This window comes from Candidatus Leptovillus gracilis (genome assembly GCA_016716065.1).
In the GTDB taxonomy this organism is placed as follows: Bacteria; Chloroflexota; Anaerolineae; order Promineifilales; family Promineifilaceae; genus Leptovillus; species Leptovillus gracilis.
Window position 1 is genome coordinate 23,302 of record JADJXA010000014.1, and the last position, 26,346, is coordinate 49,647.

At 57.6% G+C, this 26,346-nt stretch carries 24 protein-coding genes, 1 tRNA gene and 1 pseudogene; 4 read left to right on the forward strand and 22 right to left on the reverse strand.

Annotated features, from left to right (window positions below; translation table 11 throughout):
- Window positions 1-69 precede the first annotated feature (69 nt).
- Window positions 70-2,241: a glutamine synthetase III gene (locus IPM39_23505; protein MBK8989001.1), complete on the forward strand. Its 2,172-nt coding sequence runs from the start codon at window positions 70-72 to the stop codon at window positions 2,239-2,241.
- Window positions 2,242-2,371: 130 nt separating this feature from the next.
- On the opposite strand, the gene pdxT is transcribed toward IPM39_23505, so the two are convergent.
- Together pdxT and pdxS are read right to left on the reverse strand one after the other, a co-directional pair.
- Entirely contained in the window at window positions 2,372-2,977 is a 606-nt protein-coding gene (gene pdxT / locus IPM39_23510) for a pyridoxal 5'-phosphate synthase glutaminase subunit PdxT (GenBank protein ID MBK8989002.1), read from the reverse strand.
- Between the two features lie 73 nt (window positions 2,978-3,050).
- A complete protein-coding gene (gene pdxS, locus IPM39_23515; protein ID MBK8989003.1) occupies window positions 3,051-3,962 on the reverse strand; it encodes a pyridoxal 5'-phosphate synthase lyase subunit PdxS in 912 nt (303 codons plus the stop codon).
- Between the two features lie 272 nt (window positions 3,963-4,234).
- On the opposite strand from pdxS, the gene IPM39_23520 reads away from it, so the two are divergent.
- Entirely contained in the window at window positions 4,235-4,816 is a 582-nt protein-coding gene (locus IPM39_23520) for a VOC family protein (protein ID MBK8989004.1), read from the forward strand.
- A gap of 23 nt (window positions 4,817-4,839) precedes the next feature.
- Here IPM39_23520 and IPM39_23525 read toward each other — a convergent pair whose 3' ends face one another.
- The 16 genes and pseudogenes from IPM39_23525 to IPM39_23600 all read right to left on the reverse strand — a co-directional run bounded on the left by IPM39_23525 (window position 4,840) and on the right by IPM39_23600 (window position 19,091).
- Window positions 4,840-5,523, reverse strand: coding sequence for a class I SAM-dependent methyltransferase (locus tag IPM39_23525; GenBank protein MBK8989005.1), 684 nt, complete (start codon window positions 5,521-5,523; stop codon window positions 4,840-4,842).
- Between the two features lie 48 nt (window positions 5,524-5,571).
- Window positions 5,572-5,934, reverse strand: coding sequence for a hypothetical protein (locus IPM39_23530; GenBank protein ID MBK8989006.1), 363 nt, complete (start codon window positions 5,932-5,934; stop codon window positions 5,572-5,574).
- 75 nt (window positions 5,935-6,009) lie between these two features.
- Window positions 6,010-6,645 (reverse strand): uracil-DNA glycosylase, encoded by a 636-nt coding sequence (locus IPM39_23535; protein ID MBK8989007.1) that lies wholly within the window; start codon window positions 6,643-6,645, stop codon window positions 6,010-6,012.
- Between the two features lie 102 nt (window positions 6,646-6,747).
- Window positions 6,748-9,717: a glycine--tRNA ligase subunit beta gene (locus IPM39_23540; protein ID MBK8989008.1), complete on the reverse strand. Its 2,970-nt coding sequence runs from the start codon at window positions 9,715-9,717 to the stop codon at window positions 6,748-6,750.
- A gap of 112 nt (window positions 9,718-9,829) precedes the next feature.
- Window positions 9,830-10,612 carry a DNA repair protein RecO gene (gene recO, locus IPM39_23545; protein ID MBK8989009.1) on the reverse strand — a complete coding sequence of 261 codons (783 nt, stop codon included), beginning with the start codon at window positions 10,610-10,612 and terminating at the stop codon, window positions 9,830-9,832.
- A gap of 76 nt (window positions 10,613-10,688) precedes the next feature.
- Window positions 10,689-11,105 carry a cytidine deaminase gene (gene cdd, locus IPM39_23550; GenBank protein ID MBK8989010.1) on the reverse strand — a complete coding sequence of 139 codons (417 nt, stop codon included), beginning with the start codon at window positions 11,103-11,105 and terminating at the stop codon, window positions 10,689-10,691.
- Window positions 11,106-11,130: 25 nt separating this feature from the next.
- Window positions 11,131-11,370: a type II toxin-antitoxin system HicB family antitoxin gene (locus IPM39_23555; protein ID MBK8989011.1), complete on the reverse strand. Its 240-nt coding sequence runs from the start codon at window positions 11,368-11,370 to the stop codon at window positions 11,131-11,133.
- Between the two features lies 1 nt (window position 11,371).
- Window positions 11,372-11,618: pseudogene (locus tag IPM39_23560) on the reverse strand (type II toxin-antitoxin system HicA family toxin).
- Between the two features lie 40 nt (window positions 11,619-11,658).
- Window positions 11,659-12,681: an NTP transferase domain-containing protein gene (locus tag IPM39_23565; protein ID MBK8989012.1), complete on the reverse strand. Its 1,023-nt coding sequence runs from the start codon at window positions 12,679-12,681 to the stop codon at window positions 11,659-11,661.
- Between the two features lie 54 nt (window positions 12,682-12,735).
- The gene (locus IPM39_23570) at window positions 12,736-13,122 is read right to left on the reverse strand and encodes a response regulator (protein MBK8989013.1); all 387 of its coding nucleotides are present in this window, start codon (window positions 13,120-13,122) and stop codon (window positions 12,736-12,738) included.
- Window positions 13,123-13,379: 257 nt separating this feature from the next.
- A complete protein-coding gene (locus IPM39_23575) occupies window positions 13,380-13,805 on the reverse strand; it encodes an HD domain-containing protein (protein ID MBK8989014.1) in 426 nt (141 codons plus the stop codon).
- A 114-nt stretch (window positions 13,806-13,919) separates the two neighbouring features.
- Window positions 13,920-13,991 (reverse strand) — tRNA-Gln (locus IPM39_23580).
- A gap of 83 nt (window positions 13,992-14,074) precedes the next feature.
- Window positions 14,075-14,668, reverse strand: a complete 594-nt coding sequence (gene recR, locus IPM39_23585) for a recombination protein RecR (protein MBK8989015.1) — start codon at window positions 14,666-14,668, stop codon at window positions 14,075-14,077.
- Between the two features lie 14 nt (window positions 14,669-14,682).
- On the reverse strand, window positions 14,683-15,015 hold the full coding sequence (locus IPM39_23590; protein ID MBK8989016.1) for a YbaB/EbfC family nucleoid-associated protein: 333 nt from the start codon (window positions 15,013-15,015) through the stop codon (window positions 14,683-14,685).
- A 127-nt stretch (window positions 15,016-15,142) separates the two neighbouring features.
- Window positions 15,143-16,726 carry a DNA polymerase III subunit gamma/tau gene (gene dnaX, locus IPM39_23595; protein ID MBK8989017.1) on the reverse strand — a complete coding sequence of 528 codons (1,584 nt, stop codon included), beginning with the start codon at window positions 16,724-16,726 and terminating at the stop codon, window positions 15,143-15,145.
- Window positions 16,727-16,910: 184 nt separating this feature from the next.
- Window positions 16,911-19,091 (reverse strand): serine carboxypeptidase, encoded by a 2,181-nt coding sequence (locus IPM39_23600; protein ID MBK8989018.1) that lies wholly within the window; start codon window positions 19,089-19,091, stop codon window positions 16,911-16,913.
- Between the two features lie 357 nt (window positions 19,092-19,448).
- On the opposite strand from IPM39_23600, the gene IPM39_23605 reads away from it, so the two are divergent.
- Window positions 19,449-20,891, forward strand: a complete 1,443-nt coding sequence (locus tag IPM39_23605) for a proline--tRNA ligase (protein MBK8989019.1) — start codon at window positions 19,449-19,451, stop codon at window positions 20,889-20,891.
- Between the two features lie 64 nt (window positions 20,892-20,955).
- On the opposite strand, the gene IPM39_23610 is transcribed toward IPM39_23605, so the two are convergent.
- The 3 genes from IPM39_23610 to IPM39_23620 form a co-directional block, all read right to left on the reverse strand.
- A complete protein-coding gene (locus tag IPM39_23610; protein ID MBK8989020.1) occupies window positions 20,956-22,341 on the reverse strand; it encodes a VWA domain-containing protein in 1,386 nt (461 codons plus the stop codon).
- Between the two features lie 69 nt (window positions 22,342-22,410).
- Entirely contained in the window at window positions 22,411-23,337 is a 927-nt protein-coding gene (locus tag IPM39_23615; protein MBK8989021.1) for a MoxR family ATPase, read from the reverse strand.
- 145 nt (window positions 23,338-23,482) lie between these two features.
- Window positions 23,483-24,379 (reverse strand): GNAT family N-acetyltransferase, encoded by an 897-nt coding sequence (locus tag IPM39_23620; GenBank protein MBK8989022.1) that lies wholly within the window; start codon window positions 24,377-24,379, stop codon window positions 23,483-23,485.
- A 224-nt stretch (window positions 24,380-24,603) separates the two neighbouring features.
- Here IPM39_23620 and IPM39_23625 point away from each other — a divergent pair, with 224 nt between their 5' ends.
- Window positions 24,604-25,149: a hypothetical protein gene (locus tag IPM39_23625; protein MBK8989023.1), complete on the forward strand. Its 546-nt coding sequence runs from the start codon at window positions 24,604-24,606 to the stop codon at window positions 25,147-25,149.
- Here the strand turns inward: IPM39_23625 and IPM39_23630 are convergent.
- On the reverse strand, window positions 25,124-26,251 hold the full coding sequence (locus IPM39_23630) for a PAS domain-containing protein (protein MBK8989024.1): 1,128 nt from the start codon (window positions 26,249-26,251) through the stop codon (window positions 25,124-25,126). The genes IPM39_23625 and IPM39_23630 overlap by 26 nt on opposite strands.
- Window positions 26,252-26,346: the final 95 nt, after the last annotated feature.

A 26,346-nucleotide genomic window follows, 5' to 3' on the forward strand; every position in this document is an offset into this window, starting at 1 on the left:
CATTTTCCTGTTCTCCGCGCCGCCCTGGTGCAACCTATTTACCCCAATTTAGATAAGGAGTTTTTTGCAATGAGTGGAAACGTAACCAGATTAAACGCGATTGCTGCGATCAACGGCTATGCGCCAATGAAGCAGCAGTTGAACTTTGCGGAGACGCCAACCCGCGAACTGTTCAACGCCAATGTATTCAGCACGGCCGTGATGAAAGATCGCCTGCCCAAACAAGTGTACAAATCGCTAATGCGTACCATCAACCAGGGCGAATCGTTAGACATCACTGTCGCCGATGTCGTCGCCAACGCCATGAAAGATTGGGCCATCGAAAAAGGGGCAACCCATTACGCCCACGTCTTTTATCCGCTAACGGGCCTGACGGCCGAAAAACACGACAGCTTCCTCTCGCCCAATGGCGACGGCAGCGCCATCGTCGAATTTTCCGGCTACCAGCTTATTCAGGGCGAGCCAGATGGTTCCAGCTTCCCCACCGGCGGCATTCGCCCCACCTTCGAGGCGCGTGGTTACACCGCCTGGGACGTCACCAGTCCGGCTTACATTCTGGAAAACCCCAACGGCACAACCCTGTGCATCCCGACAGCCTTCGTCTCCTGGACGGGCGAGGCGTTGGACAAGAAAACCCCGGTTTTGCGTTCTAACCAGGCGCTGAACAAGCAGGCGCAGCGCATCCTGAAGCTGTTTGGGCATACGGATGGGGCGATGGTTTCGGCTACGGCCGGCCCGGAACAGGAATACTTTCTGATTGATCGCAACTTCTATTATGCCCGACCAGACCTGCTGACGGCCGGCCGCACCCTGTTCGGCGCACCCTCGCCCAAAGGCCAGGAATTTGAAGACCATTACTTTGGCGCGATTCCCGAACGCGTGCTTGGCTTTATGTTAGAAGCCGAGCGTGAATTGTATAAGTTGGGTGTGCCGGTGAAGACCCGGCATAATGAAGTAGCTCCCGGCCAGTTTGAAATCGCACCGGTGTATGAGAGCGCCAACGTTGCCACTGATCATCAACAAATCCTGATGACCACGCTGAAGCGCGTAGCGCCGAAATATGGCATGGTCTGTCTGACCCACGAGAAGCCCTTTGCTGGCGTTAATGGCTCTGGCAAACACGTCAATTACTCGTTGGGCAGCGACAGTGTGGGCAACCTGCTAGAGCCAGGTGAGACGCCGCACGACAATGCGCGTTTCCTGGTCTTTACGGTGGCTGTCATTCGGGCCATCAGCACCTATGCGTCGCTGCTGCGTTCGGTGGTGGCTTCGGCCGGCAATGATCATCGTCTGGGGGCCAATGAGGCGCCGCCGGCTATTATCTCCATCTTTCTGGGTGAGCAGCTCTCAGACATTTTTGCCCAGATTCGGGCAACCGGCAGCGCTACGTCTAGCAAAGAATCGGGGACGCTGCAATTGGGCGCAGATACACTGCCGCCCCTGCCGCTGCACGCCGGCGACCGTAACCGGACCAGCCCCTTTGCCTTCACCGGCAACAAGTTCGAGTTCCGGGCGGTGGGCGCGAATCAATCTATTGCCATGCCGATCACGGTATTGAATACCATTATCGCCGAATCATTGGATTACATGGCGACTCGTTTGGAAGCGGCGGAGGGTGATTTTAATACGGCCGTGCAAGTTCTGCTCAAAGAAATTTTAGACGAACACAGCGCCATTCTCTTCGATGGTGACGGTTATTCCGAAGCGTGGCACCGCGAAGCGGCGGCGCGCGGGCTGCCTAACCTGCGCACCACCGTGGACGCCCTGCCGTCTTTTGGCAGCCCGGAAGCAGTCGCCCTGTTTGAAAAATATGGCGTTTTGTCTCACCGGGAAGTGGAAAGCCGCCTGGACGTGAAGTTGGAGCAGTATGTAAAGGCGGTGACGTTGGAAGCTAAATTGACCCTGGAAATCGGTCGTACCATGATCTGGCCGGCCGCCATTCGCCACCAGAGTCAACTGGCCCTCACCTGCGCCAATTTGAAGGCGGTAGGGTATGAGTTTGACACCAATACGTTGGACAAAGTGACCGATCTGGTGAAGTTGTTGCAAGACAGTCTGGATGAATTGGAAACGCTGACGGAGCATGAAGCGGATTCTATCCTGGCTGAGGCGCAGTATGCCAGTGGCATCCTGGTTCCCCACATGGCGCGTGTCCGCAGCTATGCCGATAAGTTGGAGGGTCTGGTGGCCGACGATTTGTGGCCGCTGCCAACCTATCAGGAGATGCTGTTCATTAAATAGCTGTTTCCACTCACCTTAGGCAAATGCGCCCGCTTTGGCGAGCGTGGCGCATTTGCCACTTTTTATGAAGCGCCGGGAGCTGTGTTCGTCATGCGCGCAAAGATCGTGATCTGACATTTTTGTCACCCTGTCAGGTATAGTTGATAGGGTGGGCAGCCATTTCCAGAAAATATTGATGAAAGCGGGTATCGCCCGTGAGTTCGGGGTGAAAGGACGTAACGAGCCATTGGCCTTGTTGGGCGGCTACGGCCGTGCCATCTTCTAACTGCGCCAACACTTGTGCCGTACCTTTGGCGGCCACCAACTTCGGCGCACGAATGAACACGGCCGGGAAAGGTTTCAGTTCCCCGTTGTTGAAAACAGGCACGTTTAAGTTTGCCTCAAAGCTGTCCACCTGGCGGCCAAAGGCGTTGCGGTCTACCAGAATGTCCATGATTGCCAGCAGGGGTTGGCCGTGATTGGAACGGCCGTCACCAATCTCCTTAGCCATAAAAATCATCCCCGCGCACGTGCCCCACATCGCTTTTTTTGCCGCAAACGCGCGCAGTGGCTCCATTAAGCGATACAACGTCGCCAGTTTGCCAATGGTTGTGCTTTCGCCACCGGGGATGATCAGGCCATCCAGTCCTTCTATATCTTCTGGCAGCCGCACCTCCACCGCTTCCACGCCCAATTCGCGCAAAATCTTCACATGCTCAATAAACGCGCCTTGCAGCGCGAGAACGCCTATCTTCATCTAAAACAACCTGTTTGCCAGCGTTAGGAGATAGAAGAACTTTCCTCTATCTCCACACTCCATCTTTAGCTTGTTACCAGCCGCGCACGGCCAACTGCTCGCTTTCCGGCAGGCTGCTGACGTTAATGCCCACCATCGGCTCGCCCAGATTTTCGCTGACGCGGGCCAGAATTTCCGGGTTGTTGTAATGGGTGGTCGCCTCGACGATAGCGCGGGCGCGCGGCGCGGGGTCGGCGCTCTTGAAGATGCCGGAGCCGACAAAGACGCCATCCACGCCGATTTGCATCATCAGGGCGGCGTCGGCCGGGGTGGCAATGCCCCCGGCAGCAAAGTTAACCACCGGCAGGCGGCCCAATTCTTTTGTTTCTAGCACCAGGGCAAAGGGGGCGCCGATGCTTTTGGCGTAGGCCATCAGCTCTTCTTCAGGCATCAGCTGTAGGCGGCGAATTTCACCCAACACGGTGCGGGCGTGGCGCACGGCTTCTACCACGTCGCCGGTGCCGGCTTCGCCTTTGGTGCGAATCATGGCCGCGCCTTCGCCGATACGCCGCAGCGCCTCGCCCAGGTTGCGGCAGCCACAGACAAAGGGCACCTTGAAGTTGTGCTTGTAGATGTGGTGTTCCTCGTCGGCCGGGGTGAGGACTTCGCTTTCGTCAATGTAATCCACACCGATGGCTTGCAAAATCTGCGCCTCGACAAAGTGACCGATGCGCGCCTTTGCCATGACCGGAATGGTCACCGATTGGATGATCTCTTTGATCAGACCGGGGTCAGACATGCGCGCCACGCCACCCTGGGCGCGGATGTCGGCCGGAACGCGCTCCAGGGCCATCACGGCCACCGCGCCGGCTTCTTCGGCAATCACAGCCTGATCGGGCGTCACCACGTCCATGATGACGCCGCCTTTTAACATTTGCGCCAGACCGGTTTTGACTTTGAAGCTGCCAACGCCGCTCTGTTCGTTTCGTCCATTTTTACTGCTCATGTGAACCTCCAGTTTGTCAGCCGCGGAGCGCGATCTGCGCTGAGAGACGGCCGTTCATGTGACTTACTTTCGATTGTAATGGGGCGGGAGGGGAAAAACAAGAGGATTGGACCTGATGAAGTTCCATAAATCTGCAAATAGATAAGTCCAATTTGAATAGAGCTTGCCTTTGTTTTATAGTTATACACGCAAAGGTCATAATCTGACATTTTGTCACCTTGTCAAGTATAACGTCATTGGCAACAGACTCGCTTTGGCTAATGGAGGTCAATATGAAAAAGATTCAAACGCAGGGCGTGCATCACATCACGCTCATTGGCGCCGATCGGCAAACTTCGATTGATTTTTGGGAGGGGGTGTTGGGTATGCCGTTCATTTTTGAGCAGCCCAACCTGGATGCGCCGGAACAGAACCACCTGTATTTTGATCCGGGCGACGGCCGTCTCATCACCATCTTCACCAATGAGCGCTGGCGGCCGGACCCCACGCCCAACCCGGAAGGGATTGGCAACCTGCACCACATCGCCTTCAACGTGTCGCGGGCAACCTATACCCAGGTGAAGAAGCGGCTCGATGAGCGGGGCGTGCCCAATTCTGGCGAAATTGATCGTGGTTTTATGTATTCCATTTACTTCCGTGATCCGTTGGGGCAGTTGTATGAACTGGCAAACTACAAATTCGACCCGCCGCCAGGCGTGACGCACGCTGAGGTGCTGCTGGAAGCCCATCAGCTGCGCGTGGCCGCCGGTGATTACAACATCGCCGATGAACACCTGGCCGATGCCCTGGAGGTTCTTACCCGACGCACCGCCCGCTCCCTATCGGAAGACCGCGAACCGAAGAATCCATTTTAGACGGCCGTAACCCGGCAGCGCCGTTACCCTTGTTTTTGTAGGACCAACAAATGGGACAATCCCAGGAATGACAGCGGCGTCTTCTCGGCGGCGTAGAGCGTTTTTCTGATGCCTTTGCCCAGCCGTGGCAGTCTGTTTTCGATGTTGTCGTAGCCGCCAAAGATACGGCCGTGATGCACCACTTCCACCGGCAAACCAGCAAACAGCCTGATCAGCTTACCTTTCGTGTACGTGCGCACGTGTGGCGCAAGTTTGTTCCGCCACACGTCCGGCAGATAATTCACCAGGGGGATGTTGCCGAATTTGTAGCTGCCTTGCCAGTAGATGCCGTGCTGCTCCACCGGATACCAACGATTGGGACAGAAGAGGAGGATACGGCCGTTTCCCTTCACCACCCGCACCATTTCCGCGGCATAGGCGGCATCATCGGCCACATGTTCAATCACTTCATTGCTGAACACAAAATCGAACACGTTGTCGGCAAAAGGGAGCGTTTCGCCGACCCCCTGGATGATAGCAACGGCCGTTGGCAGTGCCTTCTGCGCCCGGTCAAGTTCTAATTCCAGGCCAAAACGATGCGGTGAATAGGCGGCAAAGGCGGACAGGTACGTACCCAGGCCACAGCCATTATCCAAAATGACCGCGTCCTCCAAATCCACCCAGCGCCGGATCATTGCCAGCCGCCGGTCCTGGCCGGAGCGCCACATATAACCCGGTTCGCCGCGCAAAGCAGCTTTGTCGGAATGCGCCAACAATTATCTCCTTAAGGCCAGGAACTCGCCTGGCGTCGTCACCTGATAAGCGTCGGTTTTGAGTTCGCGCAAGAAGTGGCGATTGTCGGAGACCAAATAGCCAACACCCATCCATTCGGCAAACGCGCCAATAAACGCATCCGCTTTGGCCGGTAAACCCAGGGTAGTGTATTTCAATACCAGGGGTGAAGGGACTGGTTCTTCGACGACAAAGGCGAAGGTCGGCGAGGAAAAAAGTCGGTAAAAGCCTTTGATGTATTCAGTTTGGGTCAAGTTCCGGGTGACTTCTTGGGCGATAAGACGAGGGATAACCAGGGAAACGGCCGATCTCACCAGGTCAAATCTGGAAATCACCGTGATCGTCATGGTTTTACCACCCATCTTGCGTACAAATCGAACGAACCATACGGAAAGTGCAACCCAAGCCTTATCTGCGAGCAATCACCAACCCTGGGCCGACCTCAACTCATCGTATTTGCGACGTACTTCCTTCATGTCTTTCCAGGTGAGGGCCTTAGGGCCGTCGGGGGTGCGGACGGGGTTGCGCAGCAGGTAAGAGGGATGGAAGATGGGGATGACGTGACGGCCGTTCCACGCCCGCCACTCGCCCCTCAACTTTGTAATGCCCGTCAGTCCCAACAGCGACTGCGTCGCCACATTGCCCGTCAGCAAGATGATTTTGGGGTCCACCAGACGGATGATCTCCAGCAAATACGGCTTGTAAAACTCGATTTCCTCAGTGGTGGGCTTGCGAAAACTTTTGCCATCTTCGCCGGGGGGCAGCCGAAACACAGAATTGCTGATAAACACATCCTGCTCCGGGTCGAATTGGGCCGCCTGCAAAATCTGGTCCAACAACTGCCCGGCCCGGCCAACAAACGGCTTGCCCACCTTGTTTTCTTCCGGCCCTGGCGCTTCGCCCACAATCATGATCTTGGCCTGGGGGTTGCCGCGACAAATGACGACGTTGGTCCCGGCGTTTGCCAGTGGGTCGTCGGTCATTTGCATCATCGCCACGACTAGTTCGTCTAGCGAGGTGTAATAGTGGGGTCTTTCCTCAAACAGTCCAACCTGCATAGGACACTCCTACGTAGTCAGTAATCAGTGTTCAGTAGGCAGTGTTCAGTAAGCAGTAAGTGCAAACTATAACAAACGTTCACTGAACACTGAACATTACTCCTAAAAGCCTTCCAACTGCGACAAGTCGGCGACGTTTTCGGCCAGGGCGGCGATGTGTTGCAGCAAAGCCAGACGGTTTTCGCGCACGGCCGTATCCTCGTCCATCACCAGCACACCATCAAAAAAGCGGCTGATGGCCGGTTGCAGCGTCCGCAGCCCGACCACCAGAGCGGCCACCGTGCCATTCTGGGTCGGCTTCACAGCGGCGTAAGCGGCGGCCAGCGCCTGCTCTTCCGGCAGGGCAAAGGCATTCGGGCGCAAAACAAAGGCGGCCGGTTGGGTGCGGGTGATGCGCACACAGCGGGCATAAGCGTCTAACAAACTCTCCCAGTCGGCAGTGGTAATGGCTTGTTGCAGGGCAACGGCCGTCGTCAGAGCTGCATAGGGGTTGTAAGCCTGCACCGCCAACACCGCCTTCACCACACTGGCCGGCAGGTTACGTTCACGCAGCAAAACTTCCTGACGGCCGTTTACAAACGCCAACACCTCGGCCTGGACACGGCCGTCAAACGCAACTGGCTGAAGCGCGCCGGCGGCCGCCAGCGCCACCCGCAAATCAAAGGAAATCTCATGGGCCACCAGATTCTCAATCAGTTGAATAGCCGCTCGGCGCAAGGCAAAGGGGTCGTTGGAGCCTTTGGGCGCCAGACCGGCGGCAAACAGCCCGGCCAGACTATCCAACCGGTCCGCCAGGGCCAGGGCCAGCCCTGGTTTGGTGCGGCTGACACTACGATATTGCTCGGCCAGGGCCAGGGCAACCGCTTCGGGTTCACCGCTGCGCCGGGCGTAATGGGCGCCCATCACCCCTTGCAGCGAGGTCATTTCCACGACCAATTCGGTCGCCAGGTCGGCCTTGGCGAGGGCAGCGGCGCGGGTGGCAGCGGCCGTTTCCCCCGGCGTCAGCCCGACCATCCCGGCGATAATCGGCGTCAGCATTTCCAACCGCTGCACCTTGTCCAGCATGGAACCCAGGTCGGCCTGGAAGGTCAATGTCGCCAGCCGGGGCAAAAAATCAGCCAGGGTGTGCTTTATATCGCTCTTGTAGAAAAATTCGGCGTCGGCAAAGCGGGCGCGGATGACATGCTCGTTGCCGTCTACCACCAGGTTGAGGTGCCTTTCGTCGCCATTGCGCACGGCGATGAAATAGGGCAGCAAACGGCCGTCTTCACTATACACCGGGAAATAGCGCTGATGTTTGCGCATCACCGCCACCAGCACTTCATCCGGCAGAGCCAGGAAGCGCTCTTCAAACTGGCCGCGCATGGGCGTGGGGCGTTCTACCAGGTTGGCCACTTCCTCCAGCAGGTCGGGGTCATCGGGGATGCTGCCTTTCTTTTCAGCGGCTAATTTGGTGGCGACGGCCGTAATTGCCTCTTTGCGCTTCTCCTTGTCCAGGATAATGCCATTTTTGCGCATCACCACCGCATACTGCGCGGCGTCGGTGATGGGTATTTCCGGCGAATCGTAGGGGCGCAGGCCACGGCTGACCCGCCCGCTGAACACATCGGCAAACTCAAAGGGCACAACATCCGGGCCATACAGAGCCACCAGCCAGCGGATGGGGCGGCTAAAAGCGACGTTGCTGCGATTCCAGCGCATCCCACGAGTGAACTTGAGGCTGGCAATCAACTCCGGCATTTCGGCTGCCAGGACGCCGGCCGTTGGCTGCCCTTCTTCACGCACCACAGCGGCCACATAACGCTTGTCCCCTTCTTCGATGATTTGCAAATCGGCCACATCCACGCCCTTACCACGCGCAAAACCATGCGCGGCCGGGGTAGGATTGCTGTTGGCGTCGAAGGCGCGGTCGGCCGGCGGCCCTTTGACCACCGTTTCCAGGTCGGATTGGCGGCCTTCCAGCCGATGGACCAGCACGGCCAGGCGGCGCGGCGTGCCGCTGACTTCCACACGGTCATAGTGCAGCCGCAGCCGGTCGAAGGCGGCGGGGACGAGGTCGCGCAGCTGGCGCACGGCCGTATCCAGATCACCCACCGGCAGTTCTTCTGTACCTATTTCCAGCAAAAAGGTTTGCGGTTGTTCGATCTGGGCGAATTGAATGATGTGGCCTGAGCGATCTTGGGCGGGTTCCGGCCATGCCTGGGTGAAGGGGAATTGCAGCGTCTCTCGCTGCGCCAGATAAAGGCTGGTAATTTGCCGGGCGACATTGCGCATCCGGTGGAAATAATTAGCCCGCTCGGTCACGCCAATCGCGCCCCGCGTGTCTAATACGTTGAACATGTGGGAACATTTCAGGTTGAAATCGTGGGCTGGCAAGACCAGACCGGCGGCGATGCAGCGTTTGGCCTCGTTTTCATAATGGTCGTACACCTGGCGGATGGCCTCCACGTCGGCGACGTTGAAGTAATATTGGCAGTGTTCAATTTCGCTTTGCAGCAGCAGGTCGCCGTAGGGAATGCCCGCACCGTAATTGATCTCCCACACGCTGTTGACGCCTTGCAGCGCCAGAGCGATGCGGTCCAAACCGTAGGTAATTTCCACGGCCACCGGGTCCAGGTTCAAACCGCCAGCCTGCTGGAAGTAGGTGAATTGGGTGATTTCTTGCCCGTCTAACCACACTTCCCAGCCCAGACCCCAGGCGCCCAGGGCCGGGCTTTCCCAGTTGTCTTCGACGAAGCGAATGTCGTGGCGCAGGGGGTCTATGCCGATGGCTTCCAGGCTCTTGAGGTACAGCTCTTGTGGATTGCCAGGATCGGGCTTGAGGATGACCTGGAGTTGGTGGTGCATTTGCATCCGGTTGGGGTTGTCACCAAAACGGCCGTCATCGGGCCGGATGCTAGGTTCCACGTAAACCACGTTCCACGATTCCGGGCCAAGCACCCGCAGCGAGGTGGCCGGGTTCATGGTTCCCGCGCCCACTTGCACGTTGTAGGGCTGCTGCACCAGGCAGCCCTGGTCTTTCCAATAGGCGAGTAAGCGAAGAATGATGTCCTGAAAGCTGAGTTTGCTCATAACATACCTTTGTCGTCAACGGCGCGTCGCCGGGATTTTTTGCTGCTAAGGTGGAGGATTATAACATAGGCCGGATGCCCGGTCATTTTTTGATGGAGAGAGCGGGCTTGTTTTATTCTTCTGGGGCGAAGAGGGCAGCTTCGCGGCGGAGGCGGTGCAGGAAGTCTACAGATTTGAGGTGGCGCTCGAGGATGTGGGCGATGTAACCGTGCATGTTGATTTCTAGCTCGTGGTGCAACGGCCGTTTCAGTTGCAGCGCTTGCACGGTTTCCCAGGGGCGGCTTTGCAGATAGCGTAAGACTTTGACGGCGACGGCCGTTATCGGCCGGGCGTGGCGGTCGGCGGCGTGGCAGTTGGGGCAGAGAAGCCCACCCAGGTCGTCGCTAAAAAACTGGTCTTGTTCTTGAATCGGTGCGTCGCAGGCCAGGCAGTTAAACAGCTGCGGCTGGAAGCCAGACAGACCCAGCAAACGCAGCTCATAATAGCGCGTCACCAGACGCACGTCTGCGGTGGCGGCCAGCCGGGCCAGCGTGTCGGCCAATAAATTGTAGAGGCTGACGTTTTGGCCTTCTTCCACCGTCAGGCGGTCCAGCAGTTCCACCACGTAGGCGGCGTAGGTGGTGCGCACCAGATCATCGCGCAGCGCCGGATAAGATTCCGCCATTTCCGCCTGAGTAATCACGTCCAGGTCGTGCCCTTTAGCCAGCAGAAATTGGGTGCGCATGAACAGTTCCACGTGGCCGGTCTTGCGGCTCTGCGGTTTGCGCGCCCCTTTGGCAATGGCCTGTAACTTGCCGAAATCCCGGGTATAGAGAGTCAGCAGGCGGTCAGCCTCACCAAAATCGGTGCGTTTGAGGACGATGGCCTCGGTGCGGAAAGTGCGTTCTCTGGACATGGTTTGTGAAGAGACAAGAGATTGAGAGACGGGGAGACTGGGAGACAAGGAGACTAGGAGACAGTCTCCCGTTCTCCTAGTCTCCCGTTCTCCCAGTCTCCAAATGTTCCGGGCCGAAGTGGTCGGGGAGGAGGGTATAGAGGGTGGTGTCACGGCCGTTTCCCTTATCATCCACCAACCATACTGGTACATCATCGGCAAATTCGGCCAATACCTGGCGGCAGGCGCCGCAGGGCGACCCGGCGTTTGCGGTGCAGACGGCCACCGCCACGATTTCGCCGCGCCCTTCGGAGACCATTTTGAAAACGGCCGTTCGCTCAGCGCAAATAGACAGCCCATAGGAGGCATTTTCTACGTTGACGCCGGTGTAGATACGGCCGTCTGCCAGCAAAATTGCCGCGCCGACGCGGTAACGGGAATAAGGCGCATAGGCGTTCTGCCGCACCTCGCGGGCAGCCTGGATAAGTTTGTCGCGTAGTTCAGGAGAAATCATGTGATCTCGGATTTCGGATGGTTTGCTAATGAGTTATCAGGGGAGGTGTAGTTAGCTGGTAAATTGCCGGGCGGTACTTTGGCTCAGGTACAAGTTTGCCACTGGCGTGCGCGGTTTCTAGCCAGGCTTCTTTGGCAATTTGCACTTCACGCAAAGCCTCCTCCGGCGTCTCGCCAAATGCAGAACAAAAATGCAAATCTGGAATGTCGGCGATATAACCACTGTCTTCTTCAGAATAAAAAATGCTAATAAAATAATCTTGCATGTTAATCCTCAAGTTCCAGACTGTACTGCTCAACAAGCTGCAAAAACTGGCGGATTTGATAAGGCTTGATCTGTCCTCGACTACTTTGCAGGTTCAAGATTTCGGGAATATTGGTGTTCAAAGATATGATGACTGCCACGTATTCTTGATAACTGAAACCCAAACGCTTCAACCAGGGTAACAAAATCGGCAACACGTATGTTTTTGGAGCCAGAAAGCACTTTCTCTAAAAGTTTTTGCTTATACATGCCTGATGATAGTGTAGCACAAGCAAGTGTGGTTGCGGTTTTAATTCAGATAATTCACGGCCGTAACAACTGCTTCGTCAGCAATCACCCTGTTTTCCACAACCGCTTGCTCGATGTGGCAGCCGTTGCCGACCTGGGCGTTGCGCACGATGGCGTTGGGGCCAATCACGCAATCTGCGCCGATGGTGGTGTGGCCTTGCAGATAAGTATTGGGCCAGATGACCGTATCTTGCCCGATGGTGACGTCCTGGTCTATGTAGGTGGCGTCGGGGTCCACCAGCGTGACACCGTTGTCCAGCCAGCGGCGGTTGGCGCGGCGGCGGAATGCTTTCTCCACCAGCACCATCTCGGCGCGGGTTCCGGCTCCCAGGCACTCGTCGGGGTCGTCGGTGGTGATGGCTTCCACCAGCCGACCCTGGTCAATCGCCAGCCCGATCATATCGGTGAGGTAATACTCGGGGCCGCTGCGCGCCTGGCGCAGCGGCAGGTGGTGGATGTTGGTCCACAGCCAGTCGGCGGCGAAACAGTAGACGCCGGCGTTAAGTTCGCGGATAGCCAGCAGGCTGGCCGGGTCTGGCCGCTGCCGCGCTTCGGCGACTTCGACAATTTCCCGGACACGGCCGTTTTCATCGCGTACAACACGGCCGTAAGAAGAACCAGGCTCGCCCATCACCGACAACATCACCACAGCCGCGCCGCTCTGGACCTGCGTCTGCGACAGGCGAACCATCGTTTCGGCGCGCAGCAGGGGCATATCGCCATAGGCGACGATCACTTGTTGGCTGCGGCCGTGCAGCAAATCAGCCGCCATCATCGCCGCGTGGCCGGTTCCCAACTGCTCGGCCTGAACCACATAGTCCGCCCGGTCGCCAATCAGCCCTTGCACACCTGCTTTGCCCGGCCCAACCACCAACACCGGCAGGCAGTCGGCTACCGTTTCGGCCGCTTCAAAAACGTGCCGCACCATCGGTTTGCCGCCCACTTCGTGTAAAATCTTCTGCGTCTTCGACTGCATCCGGGTCCCTTGCCCGGCTGCCAGCAAAACAACTGCCAGTTTGTTCATAAACCTCTTTGTCAGTGCGAGTGTCAGCAAGCCGCTGCTGGTTTGATGGGCGATTCAGTGTGTCTGGGTGGGCGCTGCCAACAACATGTCGCGAATGTACTGCAATAAATCTTGCACTTTAAACGGTTTGACCATGTAATGTTGGGCGCCGGCCGCTAACCCGGCGTATTCGGCAGACACATCTGCCCTGGAGCTTAAAAAAATGATGGGGAGATCTTTAAATTGTGGGTTGGTCCGAATTTGTTGGAGTGTGCTAAAACCATCAAGGTTGGGCATGAGTACATCCAGGACAACCAGATCAGGCCGTACCCTGGAAAGCTGCCTTAAAGCATCCAACCCATCTTCAGCTTCAACCACCTCGTGCCCATCATGGGTTAGAACAAATTGCAACAATTTGCGCGTATGTTGGTCATCGTCTACTACCAGTATCACCGCACACATTTCGTTTTTCCCTTGCAAACTGCTAGATATAGGTGTCCACAGGTGGGCAAATTCTGCTTTTACGTAAAGCTGTTGCTGCCATCCTGAGAATGAGATCTGTCAGTCAAACAGGATGTTGGCTGTGATTGTTAGGGTGTCAAAGGGCCGGTTGGAAGAGTGTGAGGTGCGGTGCAAATTTGCCCAGAACATTATAAACCAAAAAAACGGCCGGGGGAAACGGCCGTTTCTAAACGGGTATCTATCGTTTTGCCACTGGCCTACATTTGGTCTGTCAACAAACGCCAGGCGCGATGGTATTTTTCCAGGCGCTCCAGGTCTTTGGGGGTGATGGCCGGCAGACGGCGCGTATCCATATTGTCCACCAGATCGGCCAGTTTGACTTTGACAGCCAGGGGATTGGGCCGCAGCCGTTCGATAAAGGCTTCATACGTTTCATCGGCGTGGCGGCTGACAGCGGCAACGGCCGTAATCACCTCGTCGCCAAATCCCGCCTGACGCAGGTCGTCCAGCGTGGATGGACTGTCTTCAACAACATCGTGGAGGACGGCCGTTATCATCTCCGTCTCGGTTTCCATTTGCATCATTAAACGGAGCGGGTGCAAGATATACGGCCGTCCGCCTCTGTCTTGTTGGCCGGTGTGGGCTTGAATGGCAATGGATAGGGCTGTGTCTAAATCGGACATGGGTCGGTTCTCCAACTACAAAATCTGCGCATAATTTCCCGCCAACGCGCAAAACATCCCTGTTCCGTAAAAAAAAGACTGATTCAAAATAAATCTTGAACCAGTCTTTGGCTGCTGCGGTGCTAGGATTCGAACCTAGGAATGGCGGATTCAAAGTCCGCTGCCTTACCGCTTGGCGACACCGCAATGACAGACGGGAATGCTAACACAAGGTAACGGAGTAGGCAAGCGCTTTAAGTCGTCAACGGGAATCGTCAATCATCACTGCCTTACATTTCTTGCCGGCCGTCCATGGCCCGCCCCAGAGTAATTTCGTCGGTATATTCCAGGTCGCCGCCGACGGGCAAGCCACGCGCCAGGCGTGTAAGGCGCAGGCCGGTACGCGCCAGACGGCGCTGCAAATATAAGGAGGTGGATTCTCCTTCCAGCGTGGGGTTGGTCGCCAGAACAATTTCCCGGAAGTGGCCTTGTTCCACCCGCTCCACCAGCTCGGCGATGCGCAAATCTTCCGGCCCTACACCCTCAACAGGCGAGATAGCGCCGTGGAGGACGTGGTAACGGCCGTTAAACGCCCGCGACCGTTCAATAGCTACCACGTCCAACGGCTCCTCCACCACGCAGAGGATGGCCGGGTCCCGACCGGCGTCCTGGCAAATCACACAGGGATCGTCCTCGGTGATGTTGAAGCAAACCGAACAAAAGCGCGTCCGTTCCTTCAGGTCTAGCAGCGCCTGCGCCAGGTCAGTGGTTTGCTCCTTGCCGGAGCGCAGCAAATAAAACGTCAACCGCGCCGCCGATTTCGGGCCAATGCCCGGCAGCCGTCCCAGTTCATTAATCAGCTTTTGCACCGGCTGAGGCAACACATTTTGCGCCACGTTTACAGACCGCCTAAGCCACCCAACAAATCATTCAAACCGCCACCCAACCCGCCGGTAATGCTTTCCATACGCTGCGCCGACATTGCCTGGGATTGCTCGATGGCTGAGTTAACGGCCGCTACCAGTAAATCTTGCAGCATCTCCACGTCTTCGGCGTTCAGCAGTTCCGGATCAATCGTCAGCGATTGCAGCCGCTGATGGCCGCTGATGACGATGGAAATGGCCCCGCCGCCGGCCGTTACGGTGATCATTTCGTGGGCCAACGCTTCTTGCGTTTCGGCCATTTGCTGCTGCATCGCTTGCATCTGCGATAACATATTTTGTGGATTCATCTGCTTGTTTTTTCCTCCAGCCACATTTCGTTGAAAAGATCGTTTTGACATGGTTGTTCCTTTTAGTTGATAGTTGCTAGCTGATAGTTGGGAGTTGTTCGTAAAATGAACAACGCCCAATTATCAATTATTCCTCTCGCACCACGCCGCCCAATTCCTGGGCCAGCGCGTTGAATTCTGCCTTTTGCACCGACACGGTATATTCACTGGTGATGACCGCCCGAATCAGACACTTCATGCCCAACAACTGGCTGAAAATGTCGCCCACCACCTGCACCGCGTCGTGGTTTTGGTCGAATTTGTCTTTAAAGATGGGGTAATCGAAACCTAAAATGATGGTATTGCCTTCGGTCGCCAACGGTTTGCCCATGGTCAGCAGCGCCGGTAAATTGCGGTTGACTTGTTCCACCCGCGCCAACATGTTACGCCATTGGGGCGTTACCGCGCCCAGTGTCAGACGACCGGGAGTTGAAGATTGGGGGGTAGGGGCCGGTGGTTGGGGACTGGGGGCCGGCCTGGAAGCCGCCAATTTTTCGGCCACGGCCGTTGGTTGTTCCGCGACGGCCGTTACCTTTTCCGCGACGGCCGTCTGGACCACCGGCGCAGCAGGCACAGGCATGGGCAGCGGCTCGGCTGGCAGCAGCTCGATAAAGGCCAGTTCCAATGGCAGCTGCGGCTGCCAGCTAATCGCCGGGACCAGGGCGGCTTCGTTGAAGCGTTTGATGGCTTCGATCAATCCGGCGCGGGGGGCGCGCTGTGCCTGGGCCAGCATCGCCGCCTTCTGTTCGGCCGTACCGTCCAGCGGCATGTCTGGCCCGGCGGCTTGCAGCAGCAGCAGTTCCCGCAGGTACACCACCATCTGGCGGCAAAACTGGCGCGCATCGGCCCCAGAAGCCAACGCCTGGTGGATGAGACCCAGCCCGCCCGCGCCGTCTTTGTTGAGCCAATGGTCTACCAGTTGAGCGACGGCCGTATCTGCCGCCGTGCCCAATACCATCTGCGCCCGCGCCAACGTGATGGCATCGCCGGGAGCCAACACCAGTTGGTCCAGCAAACTTTCGGCGTCGCGCACGCTGCCAGACCCCTGCCGGGCGATCATCGCCTGCGCTTCCGGCTCCATGCTGAAGCCTTCTTTGTCGGCCAGCCAGGCCAGCCGGGCGCTGATTTCAGCTACGGTCAGCAGGCGGAAGTTAAACTGCTGGCAGCGGGATTTAATGGTGATGGGAACCTTATGCTCTTCGGTGGTCGCCAGGATGAACTTGGCGTGGGGCGGCGGCTCTTCCAACGTCTTGAGCAAGGCGTTGAACGCGGCCGTGGAGAGCATGTGGACTTCGTCTATGATGTAGACTTTGAAACGGCCGTTACTCGGCGAAAAGTTGATCTTTTCCCGCAAGTCGCGGATGTCGTCTACGCCGGTGTTGGAGGCAGCGTCAATCTCAATCAGGTCCAGGAAGCGCCCTTCGTTGATGGCCAGACAGTTGGCGCATTGATTACACGGCCGTTCCGCCAGGTTCTCGTCCAGGCAGTTCACCGCCTTGGCCAGCAGGCGCGCCGAAGTGGTTTTACCTGTGCCACGTGGCCCGCAAAACAGGTAAGCATGACCCACCCGGTCGGCAGCGACGCTGTTTTGCAGGGTACGGGTAATATGCTCCTGGCCGATCACGTCGCCAAAACGCGCCGGCCGCCACTTGCGATACAAAGCTTGGGACATAGGCTTAGTTTAGCATTGCCACTAACCAATGACAAGATGAGGGAGACGGCCGTCTCTGCCACCGTCTCCCGTGAAAATGGGTGCGCGGGCGTCCCGTCCGCCCCGGCAGGCGAGACGCCTGCGCTCTCAGGGTTTTGCGTAAGATTTGACCAATCTTGGAGATTGGTCAAATCTCAGCCCGATGTCACTTCTTCCACCGCAAAAGCAAAGCCAGCACGGCTACCCCGGCCGCGCCCAGGGCCAGATTGCGCATCGTATTGTCATTAGACGCCTCCACGCCTTTGGCCATCACCGGCATGGTGGCAATTTTGGCGGCGGCTTCCTGCTGCACGCGGGCAAACAACGCCGGGTCGGCGCGGTACTGATCGGCCAGTTTGCGCTTTTCGGCCACAAATTCATCCGTCACGTACTCGTCAAACGAGCGCAGCCCGGCTATCTGGAACTCGTGCTTCTTAAACAGGTGATAAATCTCCTTCACCCGCTCAATGGTGATGTTACGACCCAGGGTGTAATCTTCAAAACGCCCTTCCATCGCCAACAGCGCCGTCTCCGCCAGACAGGCATAAGCCGTTTTGGGCGGCAGGCCGATGTTATAGCCAAAATCAATGTCACCCGGAATCAGCACTTCACCGCTCTCAATCACCAGTACATCGGGGCGCAAATCCGCCTCCACCTTGTTGATGTCGGCCGGGCGGGCCACATCACAAACCACTGCGCCCGGCTTGCACTGGCTGATGTCTACAATGCGCTGCCCAAACGCCGAAGTCGCCGTGACGATCAGATCACATTCACCTAGCAGGTCGCCCGCTTTGGTGGCGATGGTCACGTTGGCGCCCGGCGTCTCTTCCTGAATCATACGCTTCAGGTCAATCAGCCGTTCCGGCTCAATCGAAACCAGCACCACGTCGAAAATCGCCTGAGCCAACAGGCGGGAACAAATCGAGCCAATGGAACCGGTCGCGCCGATAATCATCACCTTGCCCTTTGTCAGGTCCTTTGCGCCCATTTTGATGACCGCTTGCTTGGCCGCCTCTAACGTCGCCGATACCGTCAGGCTGTTGCCGCTGGTGATAGCGATGTCCGACTCGTGGGCGACGGTGATGCCCGCGTCGCCGACGACGCTGGTGAACGCGCCCAACCCCATGATACGCGCCCCTTTGCGTTCCGACATGCGCGCCGCCTGGTTCAGGCGGTTGTAGGTGAATCGTTCGCCGTGCCGCATCATCTCGCGGGGGGTGGCCGCCAGGCTAAACAGATAGCCCTCAATTTTCTGCCCGGTCGTCGGCGACTGGCCGCCGGTAATCCGGGAAATGTACATTGGCGGCATGTAGGCGGCCACGCTTTCCACCAGTTTGTTGGGCAAAAAGCGCGTCCAGCGGAAGCGGGGATCGTTGTGGATGAATTTGATGTTGAGTGGGTGAATGACGAAGGCGAAGCGGTTGATGCCGGCTTCGGCCGGCTGCAAGTAGCGGATGCCCGGCGTCCATTCGATTTCGGCCATCAAGTCCAGGTAGGTGTCCTCGGTCAGGGGGTCGTCTTGATTGGGGCGTAGGGCGGCCAACATGGCTTCGATGGCCGCTGCCGGCCAGCGCCCCAGGCTCTTTTCGCCATCCGTCGAAGGCATGAGGGTGACGAGAATCGTCACGCCGCGCGCGCGCAAATCGGCCACGTCTTCTTCGCTGGCGCATTCCACGACGACGGTTTTGCGCTTAAGCTGCGCCGGGGCATAACGGCGAATGGCCCCAACGTCGCCGGCGATGACGTCGGCCCATTCAAAGGGGGCGGCGGCGCGGGCTGTGCCCGGCGCGCCCGGCTGGGGCCTGATGCGGCGGAAGGGAGCGTTTTGCATTTGGTCCAGCGTGCCGGGGGCGGCGCGGTTGAAGGTGATCGGGCTGCCGACGCCGGGGAACTGCGGCAGAGCGAAGTAGACGACCGGGTCGGCGTAGCGCACATGCGGGCTGCGGCGGCTGAGGGCCTGGGTGAGGCCGGGATGGTTGAGGCCGGGAACCATGAGGATGTGCTTTTGGGCAAAAATGCCCGGCTGGGCGCGGTCGGCCAGGATGACGCCCCAGCGTTCCAGCCCGGCGCGAATGCCGCTGCCGTCTACGACGGGGGTGGTTTGGGCGGCGGAGGGCAAGGTCTGGCCGACTTCGTGGGGTTTGCTAAAGGGGCCGAGTTCCAGGGTGGCGGGTAAACCATCCAGACCGATGGCGTCTACACGGCCGTCATATTCAGCGATGAGCGCGCGGGCCTGTTCTGGGTCGCCGCTGCAGCCTTTGCGCTGAATCTGTATTTCCTGGCCGAGGAAGTTAACGACCTCGGTATGGTTGTCCTGGTTCAAGTGGATAATGAGTACTTGTTTCACGGGCGATGCCTCCTGAGAGAATTTTATACAAAGCGACAAAGGGACGTAAGGTGCAGAGGGGGCGCTATGGGTTGTTGCTTTGATTGCTTGTGTTTATTGGGTGAATGTCAAGAGATGATACGTGGTGATGCGCATTGGGACAAGGGAAAAATGTCAGCACGTTGAGCGTCATACGTCATGCGTTGGTCGTGGCACGGCCGTTGCGCCGTTTTGACGCTCGTTTTGGAGACTGTTATACTCGACCTTTGCGGATTGATAGTCGAGTAGCCGGTTGTCTGATGATTTGCTCTCCGGCGTACCAGACCGCTCCCAACTATCAGCTCCTGACTACCAACTTCTAACGAGGCAAACATCCACATGGCAGATAAAGACAAACTCATTCCTCGCAGCGAGGATTTTAACGAATGGTATAACTCGGTTGTGCTGAAAGCGGATATGGCCGACTATGGCCCGGTGCGCGGCACGATGATTGTCAAGCCCTACGGCTGGGCGCTGTGGGAGAACATTCAGGCAGCGTTGGATAAGCGCTTTAAGGCCACCGGTGTGCAAAACGCCGGGTTTCCCATGTTCATTCCCATGAGCTTTTTGCAAAAGGAGGCGGCCCACGTGGAAGGCTTTGCGCCAGAATTGGCTGTCGTCACCATTGGCGGCGGGCAGGAATTGGCCGAGCCGTTGGTGGTGCGCCCCACGTCGGAAACGATGATCGGCCACGCCTACGCCAACTGGATTCAAAGCTACCGCGACCTGCCGCTGCTGTTGAATTTGTGGAACAGCGTGGTGCGGTGGGAACTGCGCACCAAGTTGTTTTTGCGCACGCTGGAGTTTTATTGGCAGGAAGGGCACACCGCCCACGCCACGGCCGCCGAAGCCGAAGAACGCACGCGGATGATGCTGGACGTCTACGCCGATTTTGCCATCAACGAAGCGGCTGTGCCGGTCATTCCTGGCGTTAAGTCAGAGATGGAGCGGTTCGCCGGGGCGAATGAGACGCTGACCATCGAGGCGATGATGGGCGACGGCAAGGCGCTGCAGTCGGGCACGTCGCACAATCTGGGGCAAAACTTTGCCAAAGCGTTCGACATCCAATACCTGGACCCCAATAATCAACTTCAGCACTGCTGGACAACTTCCTGGGGCCTATCCACACGCTTTATCGGGGCGATTATTATGACGCATGGCGACGACCAGGGGTTGGTACTGCCGCCGCGCCTGGCGCCGTACCAGACGGTGATTGTGCCGATTTATAAGAACGATGGGGAGAAAACGGCCGTTCTCGCCGCCACCGCCCGCATCAAGGCGGAACTGGAAGGGGTGGGGGTGCGCGTGCATATAGACGGCCGTGAAAACCTGACCCCCGGCTATAAATTCAACGATTGGGAGCTGCGCGGCGTGCCCACACGCATCGAAATCGGCCCGCGTGACGTGGAAAAGCACAGCGTCGCCCTGGCCCGCCGCGATGTGCCCGGCCGCGACGGCAAACAGTTTGTCGCGCAAGATGGTCTGGCGCAAACCGTCACCGCGCTGCTAGACGACGTGCAGCAAAACTTGTTGGCCCGCGCCACCCAATTCCGCGACGCCAACACCCATGAGGTGACCAATTACGATGACTTTAAGGAAGCAGTTCAGACCGGTTTTGCCCGTGTCTGGTGGGCCGGCAGCCGCGAAGAGGAACAACGGGTGAAGGAAGATACCAAAGCGACCATTCGCTGCTTCCCGCTGGAACAGCCTGGCGGCGACGGGACTTGCTTTTACACGGGGCGGCCAGCCGACAGAATTGCCATTTTTGGCCGGGCGTATTAAGAGATTTAACACGGAGGCACGGAGATTGGCTATCGCGTCTCCGTGTTCTCTCGTGCCTTTAGCCTCAATCGCCGGCCAGCAGGTTGTCTACGGCCGTTGCCAACTGCGCCAGATTGCGAACCACATAAACTGAATCCACCACCCCGGCGTATTCGCGCATATCGCTGTCGTCTGTTCCCCACTGCTGTTTTTGCTCTGAGCAGAACCAGATAACGCGGCGGGCGCGTTTTTGCAGGTCTTTCACCAGGTCCAGGCGCGGCGAGTTGTAGTTGTTGCGCCCATCACCCAAAATGACGACAGTGGTACGGCCGTTCACCGCGCTCAACCAATTGTGGTAAAAGGTGTCCAGGCTGCCGCCAAAATCGGTGGCGTAATGGCCCGGCGACCTTTTGTAAAAGGCGTCGAACACCTCTTGCGCCGCGTCGTCGGCCCGGTTGCTGTTTAGCAGGTGGCTCACTTCTTGCATGTCGGAGTAAAAGGCGAAGCTGCGCGTTTTAGATACCTGATCCTGAAGCTGATAGATGAAGGTCAGCATAAATTCGGTGACATGGAACATGGAGCGCGACATATCGCACATCAATACCAGGCTGGGCTTGAGTTTGTTCTTTTTGAAGCGCAGTTCCAGGGGCACGCCGCCATACCGCTGGTTGGCGCGTATGGTGGATTTGGAGTCGAACTTGCCGCGCGCGCCCCGTTTGCGGCGCATGGCGGCGCGGGTGCGTAACTGGGTGACGAGGCGCTGGACTTCTTTGCGAAGCACGGCCGTTTCCTCCTCCGACAGCGCCGAAAAAGGTTTGTGCATCAGGTCCGGGCCATGTAGGGCGTCTGGCCGGTTGGCCCGCTCCTGCGCAATTTGCAGGCCGATTTGCTGCGCCACCTGTTCGGCCAGCGCTTCGCGGTTGGCTTGCACTACACCCATCAGCCTTTCGATGGCTTCCTGGCTCATGCCCATCTCTTGCAGCTTTTGCGCCAGTTCTTGAAGCTGCTTTTCCAGGTGGCCCAACCCCATCTGCTGCAACATTTGCCGTGTCACCCAGCGTACCTCGCTAGGGCTGTTGGCCCACTGCGCCCCAGCCTGGTTCGCCAGCGCCTCCAATTCCTCTTTGGTTGGCCCTTCGCCGCTGGTCAGCCAATCGAGCAGGTTTTGCATCCGGCCGCTCATCGCTTGCAGCGCTGCTTGCAACATCTCCTGATCATCACTGCTCAGGTCGTCCAGGGCGTTTTGCAGCATCGGCCCGCCGCTGCCAAAGTAAAGCGGGAACAACTGGTCGAACACGGCAAAATCCTGCACCTCTTTGATGAGTGTGGCGCGGATGGAGGATTTGAAGATGGCTTTGTCGGTGATGCCCAGCGCCTCAATGGCGCGCATGGCGTCCATAGATTCGGCCAGGGAAATCCGCACCCCGGCTGCTCGCATTCCCCGTACAAATTCGATGACTCGGTCGTCCATTGTTGTTATCCGTATTCCGTAATCCGTATTCCGTGGTCCGATTACGGATTACGGTCAAAGGCTCACGCTTTATTTCTCCCAACGGCCGCGTTGGCTGCCGCTGCTGCCCATCATCCGCTTGGCTTTGGCAACGTCGGTCTCATATTTAAGTAAGACGGTGAGCGTATTGCTGAGGGTTTTTTCGTCAATGGTGGTGGCGTTCAGCGTCACCAGGGCGCGCGCCCAGTCCAGCGTTTCGCTGATGGAGGGGACTTTGCGCAGGTCCATGTTGCGCAGTTGGTGGACGACGGCCACCGCCTGGTGCGCCAATTCGGGACGCAAATCGGGCACTTTCAGGCGCACAATGTCTAGCTCGGCTTCTTGGGCGGGATAATCTACATAGAGGTAGAGGCAGCGGCGTTTGAGGGCTTCGCTGAGTTCACGGGTGTTGTTGCTGGTCAACAAGACCATTGGCTGGTGTTTGGCGGCAATGGTTCCCAGTTCGGGCACGCTCACCTGGAAATCGCTGAGGACTTCCAGCAGAAAGGCTTCAAATTCCACATCGGCGCGGTCAATCTCGTCTATTAACAGGACGACCGGCTCATCGGACATGAGGGCGCTGAGTAGGGGGCGTGGGAGGAGGAAGTTTTCGGAGAAGAAGACATCTTCTTCTTGGGCCAGCCGGTCGGCGGCTTCGGCCAGGCTTTGCACATCGCCGATGACTTTGTGCAGGGTCTCGCGCAGCAGTTGGGTGTAAAGCATCTGCTTGGCATATTCCCATTCGTAGAGGGCTTTGCTTTCATCCAGACCTTCATAACATTGCAGGCGGATGAGCGGCCGGCCAATGGCTTTGGCCCACGCTTTTGCCAGTTCCGTTTTGCCCACCCCGGCCGGACCCTCAGCCAGAATCGGTTTGCAGAGGGACTGCGCCAGAAAGGTGACGGTTCCTATTTCTTCTGAAGCAATATACTGCTGCTTACCCAATCGTTCGCGCACGTCGGCGATATCTTTGAACATGATGGTTCTTGCTCCATTTTTAAATTGCGGATTCGGTTTTGGGGCGACCAGGGTTTCAGGTTGGGGGCGTTATTGGTCAGTTTAACTGGTAAAGATTGTAATGGGGATGGCAGAATCGGTAAAGCGGGGAACGGCCGTTTCTCATTTACGGTTTACGATTGATGTTGTAGGCCAGGTATGTAATTGTCTCCTGGTGGCGGAAGCCCACACTCTGGTAGAGGGCGACGGCCGTATCATTATTGGCCCATGCCCCGATTTGGGCGCGGCGCGCGCCCCGCTGCGCCAGTTGGTGCAGGGCGACGTTGAGCAGGCAACGGCCGTATCCCTTCCCCTGCTCGCCGGCCACAATGCCCATCGGCTCGATCTGCCCCACGTTTTTTTCCGGCCAGCGCAGCCAGGCGAAGCCAATAGACTCTGCGCCGCGCCGCAAAAACAACAAATCGCGCGCAGCCACCAACTCGGCGGCAACCTCATGGGTCGTATACGGTTGATACCAGGGCAGCGTCTTGAAAGATTGGTCATACAACTGGCAAAATTGGGCGATGGCCTGAACGCGGGACATCACACCCCAGGTTACATCGGGGTGAACAGGCAGCCCGCAGTCGGCCAAATCTTGCTTCACCAGCAACCACTCTTCGTTGCTGAGGGTGAATTGGTGGCGCTGCAAGAATGCCGCCGCCGGGCTGCTCTGGCCGGTGACGGCGTGGCTGATCTGGCGCACGGCCGTACCGCGTAGATTCTCCACAACACGCTGTAAAAGCTGGCTGCCCAGCCCCTGCCGCTGCCATTCCGGCGCGATAAAGCCGTCCAGTGCAAACAGGCCAGGCAGACCGGGCAAGGGAGATACAGAGGCCATGCCCACCGGCTGCCCATCCACCTGGATGGCCCACACGTAACCTTCCAGGTGCAAAACAGCCCGCAAGTGGGCATCCAGCGAAGCGGCCATCGTCCGGCGATGGGGGTAGACAGCCAGATAACCGGCGCTTAAAGCAGCGGCCATCGTTGATTTGTATCCGTCAATGGTGATTGATTTCGATGTCATCACTATAACTTACAAACATTTGTCCATTCACGCAATGTTGATTAGCTGGCAAAACGCACATTCAACCAAAAATCCTGAAAATCCGCGTTCTGCGGCCTTTGAACACAAAACTTGTCACTCAATCCGCTGGCAACGAGATGATCTGGCGCACAACAGACAAACTGGCTTCCCTTCCTGCGGCATATTATACTGTAGGCATGTCGAAGGCTATCCGGCAGCACCGCATGAGTTATACGACGGACGTAGGCAAAACGGCCGTCGCCCTGGTCACCCACTTTCTCAACACCCGCTGGGCCGCTTACACCGTCGCCGTCCACAGTGTGGAAGACGACCCGGCTTACCAGACGCACGATGTAGATTTGTTGTGGAGTGTTGTGGGTGGGAACGGCCGTTTACGCACCATCCCTCTGGAAGTGAAAGGCGACCGCTACCACCAGACCGGCAACTTCTTTCTGGAGACTGTCAGCAACGCCAACCGGCAAACGGCCGGCTGCTTCCTCTACACCAAAGCCCACTGGCTCTTCTACGTTTTTGTTGAAGTGGCCGATTTGTACTGCATCCCCATGAACCTGGCCCGCCCCTGGTTCGCCGAAAACAGCGACCGCTTCCGCGAAGCCCGCACCAGCACCCCCGTCGGCGGCGACAGCTACATCACCATCGGCCGTCTGGTGCCTATCGAAACCCTTTGCGAAGAACTGCCCGCCACTCTCCACTGGCGCAAAGAGGGCGAAGACTGGACGGACTCTACATCCTGGGCAGCAGCACGGTAAACGTCGCGCCTTTGTCCGGGTTGTTTTCCGCCCAAAGGTGACCGTCGTGCTGTTCCACAATACGCCGGGCAATAAACAGACCCAACCCTGTGCCAGAGCCATTGGTTTTGGTGGTAAAAAAGGGGTCAAAAATTCGGTCCAGGACATCCGCATGAATGCCCACGCCTGAATCGCGCACCGAAAGCGCTACATAATCGGTGGTCGCCAATTCCAGTGGATAAACTGTGGGCCCGGGCAGCGGTGCGCCCGCCGGAATAAACCAAGTCTTCACCTGGATCACTCCACCATCGGGCTGCATGGCGTCTCGCGCATTGGTGAGCAAGTTGATCACCACCTGCGTCAGCCGGTGGTGGTCGCAGACGATGGATTTCATGTTCGGGGCCAGATCGGTCTCAATATGAACATTGAACTGCCCCTGAAACTGCTGCTTCACCAGCGTCAGGGAATCTTCAACAATTTTGTTCCAGACTGTCACGGCAATTTGGGGCAGTCCATCCAATGAGTAATTGCGCAGCACTTCGACAATGCGCACACAACGCCAGGCGCTTTGCTCGATCATCTCCACGTAATGACGCAGACGGTCCAGGCTGAGGGCGTTGTCGTCCACATCCAGATTCAGGTTGGCGCAGGCGGTGGTGATGATGCTGATGGGATTGTTCAGTTCGTGGGCGATGCTGGCGGTAAGTGTGCCCATGCCAGCCAGCCGTTGGGTGTGGGTCAGCGATTCGTTGAGGCGCTGAACATCTTGCAGGCTGGCGATGGCGATGAGTTTGTGCGCGCCGGTTTCGGCGGCGATGGGTGTAATGGTAAGCGCGACTGGCAGGGCACGGCCGTCGCGCCGCCGCAGCACCGTTTCTCGATGAATCTCCACATCGTCGGGCAGTTCCAGCGGCAGCAGTTGTTCCGGCCAAAAATCATGCAAATAACCGCCCACCAGTTCGACCACGGACGTGGCGAGCATGGTGGCGGCCGTCTGGTTGGCCGAGGTAATTACCCCGGCATCATTAATGACCAACGTACCGGAAGACATACTCTGCCACAGGTGGGTAAAAAACTGCGCGGGCGAATCGGTTTTTTCAGCCACCAGGGGGTTGATCATCATGCGAATTCCTCATTCCAAATGTCACCTGCCCGTAATAGCGGGCTGTTAGTAGCATACGCGACGGGGGGAGTATCGTCCGTATGCGCGCCGTAAAT

Excerpts from the sequence above, each read along its gene's own strand:
- cdd (MBK8989010.1), bottom strand. The coding sequence starts at position 11,105 with ATGATTTCTCCTGAACTACGCGACAAACTTATCCAGGCTGCCCGCGAG.
- IPM39_23505 (MBK8989001.1), top strand. The coding sequence starts at position 70 with ATGAGTGGAAACGTAACCAGATTAAACGCGATTGCTGCGATCAACGGC.
- IPM39_23555 (MBK8989011.1), bottom strand. The coding sequence starts at position 11,370 with ATGCAAGATTATTTTATTAGCATTTTTTATTCTGAAGAAGACAGTGGT.
- IPM39_23575 (MBK8989014.1), bottom strand. The coding sequence starts at position 13,805 with ATGTCCGATTTAGACACAGCCCTATCCATTGCCATTCAAGCCCACACC.
- pdxT (MBK8989002.1), bottom strand. The coding sequence starts at position 2,977 with ATGAAGATAGGCGTTCTCGCGCTGCAAGGCGCGTTTATTGAGCATGTG.
- IPM39_23540 (MBK8989008.1), bottom strand. The coding sequence starts at position 9,717 with ATGAGCAAACTCAGCTTTCAGGACATCATTCTTCGCTTACTCGCCTAT.
- IPM39_23565 (MBK8989012.1), bottom strand. The coding sequence starts at position 12,681 with ATGAACAAACTGGCAGTTGTTTTGCTGGCAGCCGGGCAAGGGACCCGG.
- IPM39_23610 (MBK8989020.1), bottom strand. The coding sequence starts at position 22,341 with ATGGACGACCGAGTCATCGAATTTGTACGGGGAATGCGAGCAGCCGGG.
- IPM39_23590 (MBK8989016.1), bottom strand. The coding sequence starts at position 15,015 with ATGAATCCACAAAATATGTTATCGCAGATGCAAGCGATGCAGCAGCAA.
- IPM39_23630 (MBK8989024.1), bottom strand. The coding sequence starts at position 26,251 with ATGATGATCAACCCCCTGGTGGCTGAAAAAACCGATTCGCCCGCGCAG.
- IPM39_23605 (MBK8989019.1), top strand. The coding sequence starts at position 19,449 with ATGGCAGATAAAGACAAACTCATTCCTCGCAGCGAGGATTTTAACGAA.
- recO (MBK8989009.1), bottom strand. The coding sequence starts at position 10,612 with ATGTCCAGAGAACGCACTTTCCGCACCGAGGCCATCGTCCTCAAACGC.
- dnaX (MBK8989017.1), bottom strand. The coding sequence starts at position 16,726 with ATGTCCCAAGCTTTGTATCGCAAGTGGCGGCCGGCGCGTTTTGGCGAC.
- IPM39_23625 (MBK8989023.1), top strand. The coding sequence starts at position 24,604 with ATGAGTTATACGACGGACGTAGGCAAAACGGCCGTCGCCCTGGTCACC.
- IPM39_23535 (MBK8989007.1), bottom strand. The coding sequence starts at position 6,645 with ATGCAGGTTGGACTGTTTGAGGAAAGACCCCACTATTACACCTCGCTA.
- IPM39_23570 (MBK8989013.1), bottom strand. The coding sequence starts at position 13,122 with ATGTGTGCGGTGATACTGGTAGTAGACGATGACCAACATACGCGCAAA.
- IPM39_23520 (MBK8989004.1), top strand. The coding sequence starts at position 4,235 with ATGAAAAAGATTCAAACGCAGGGCGTGCATCACATCACGCTCATTGGC.
- IPM39_23525 (MBK8989005.1), bottom strand. The coding sequence starts at position 5,523 with ATGTGGCGCTCCGGCCAGGACCGGCGGCTGGCAATGATCCGGCGCTGG.
- pdxS (MBK8989003.1), bottom strand. The coding sequence starts at position 3,962 with ATGAGCAGTAAAAATGGACGAAACGAACAGAGCGGCGTTGGCAGCTTC.
- IPM39_23530 (MBK8989006.1), bottom strand. The coding sequence starts at position 5,934 with ATGACGATCACGGTGATTTCCAGATTTGACCTGGTGAGATCGGCCGTT.
- IPM39_23620 (MBK8989022.1), bottom strand. The coding sequence starts at position 24,379 with ATGACATCGAAATCAATCACCATTGACGGATACAAATCAACGATGGCC.
- IPM39_23615 (MBK8989021.1), bottom strand. The coding sequence starts at position 23,337 with ATGTTCAAAGATATCGCCGACGTGCGCGAACGATTGGGTAAGCAGCAG.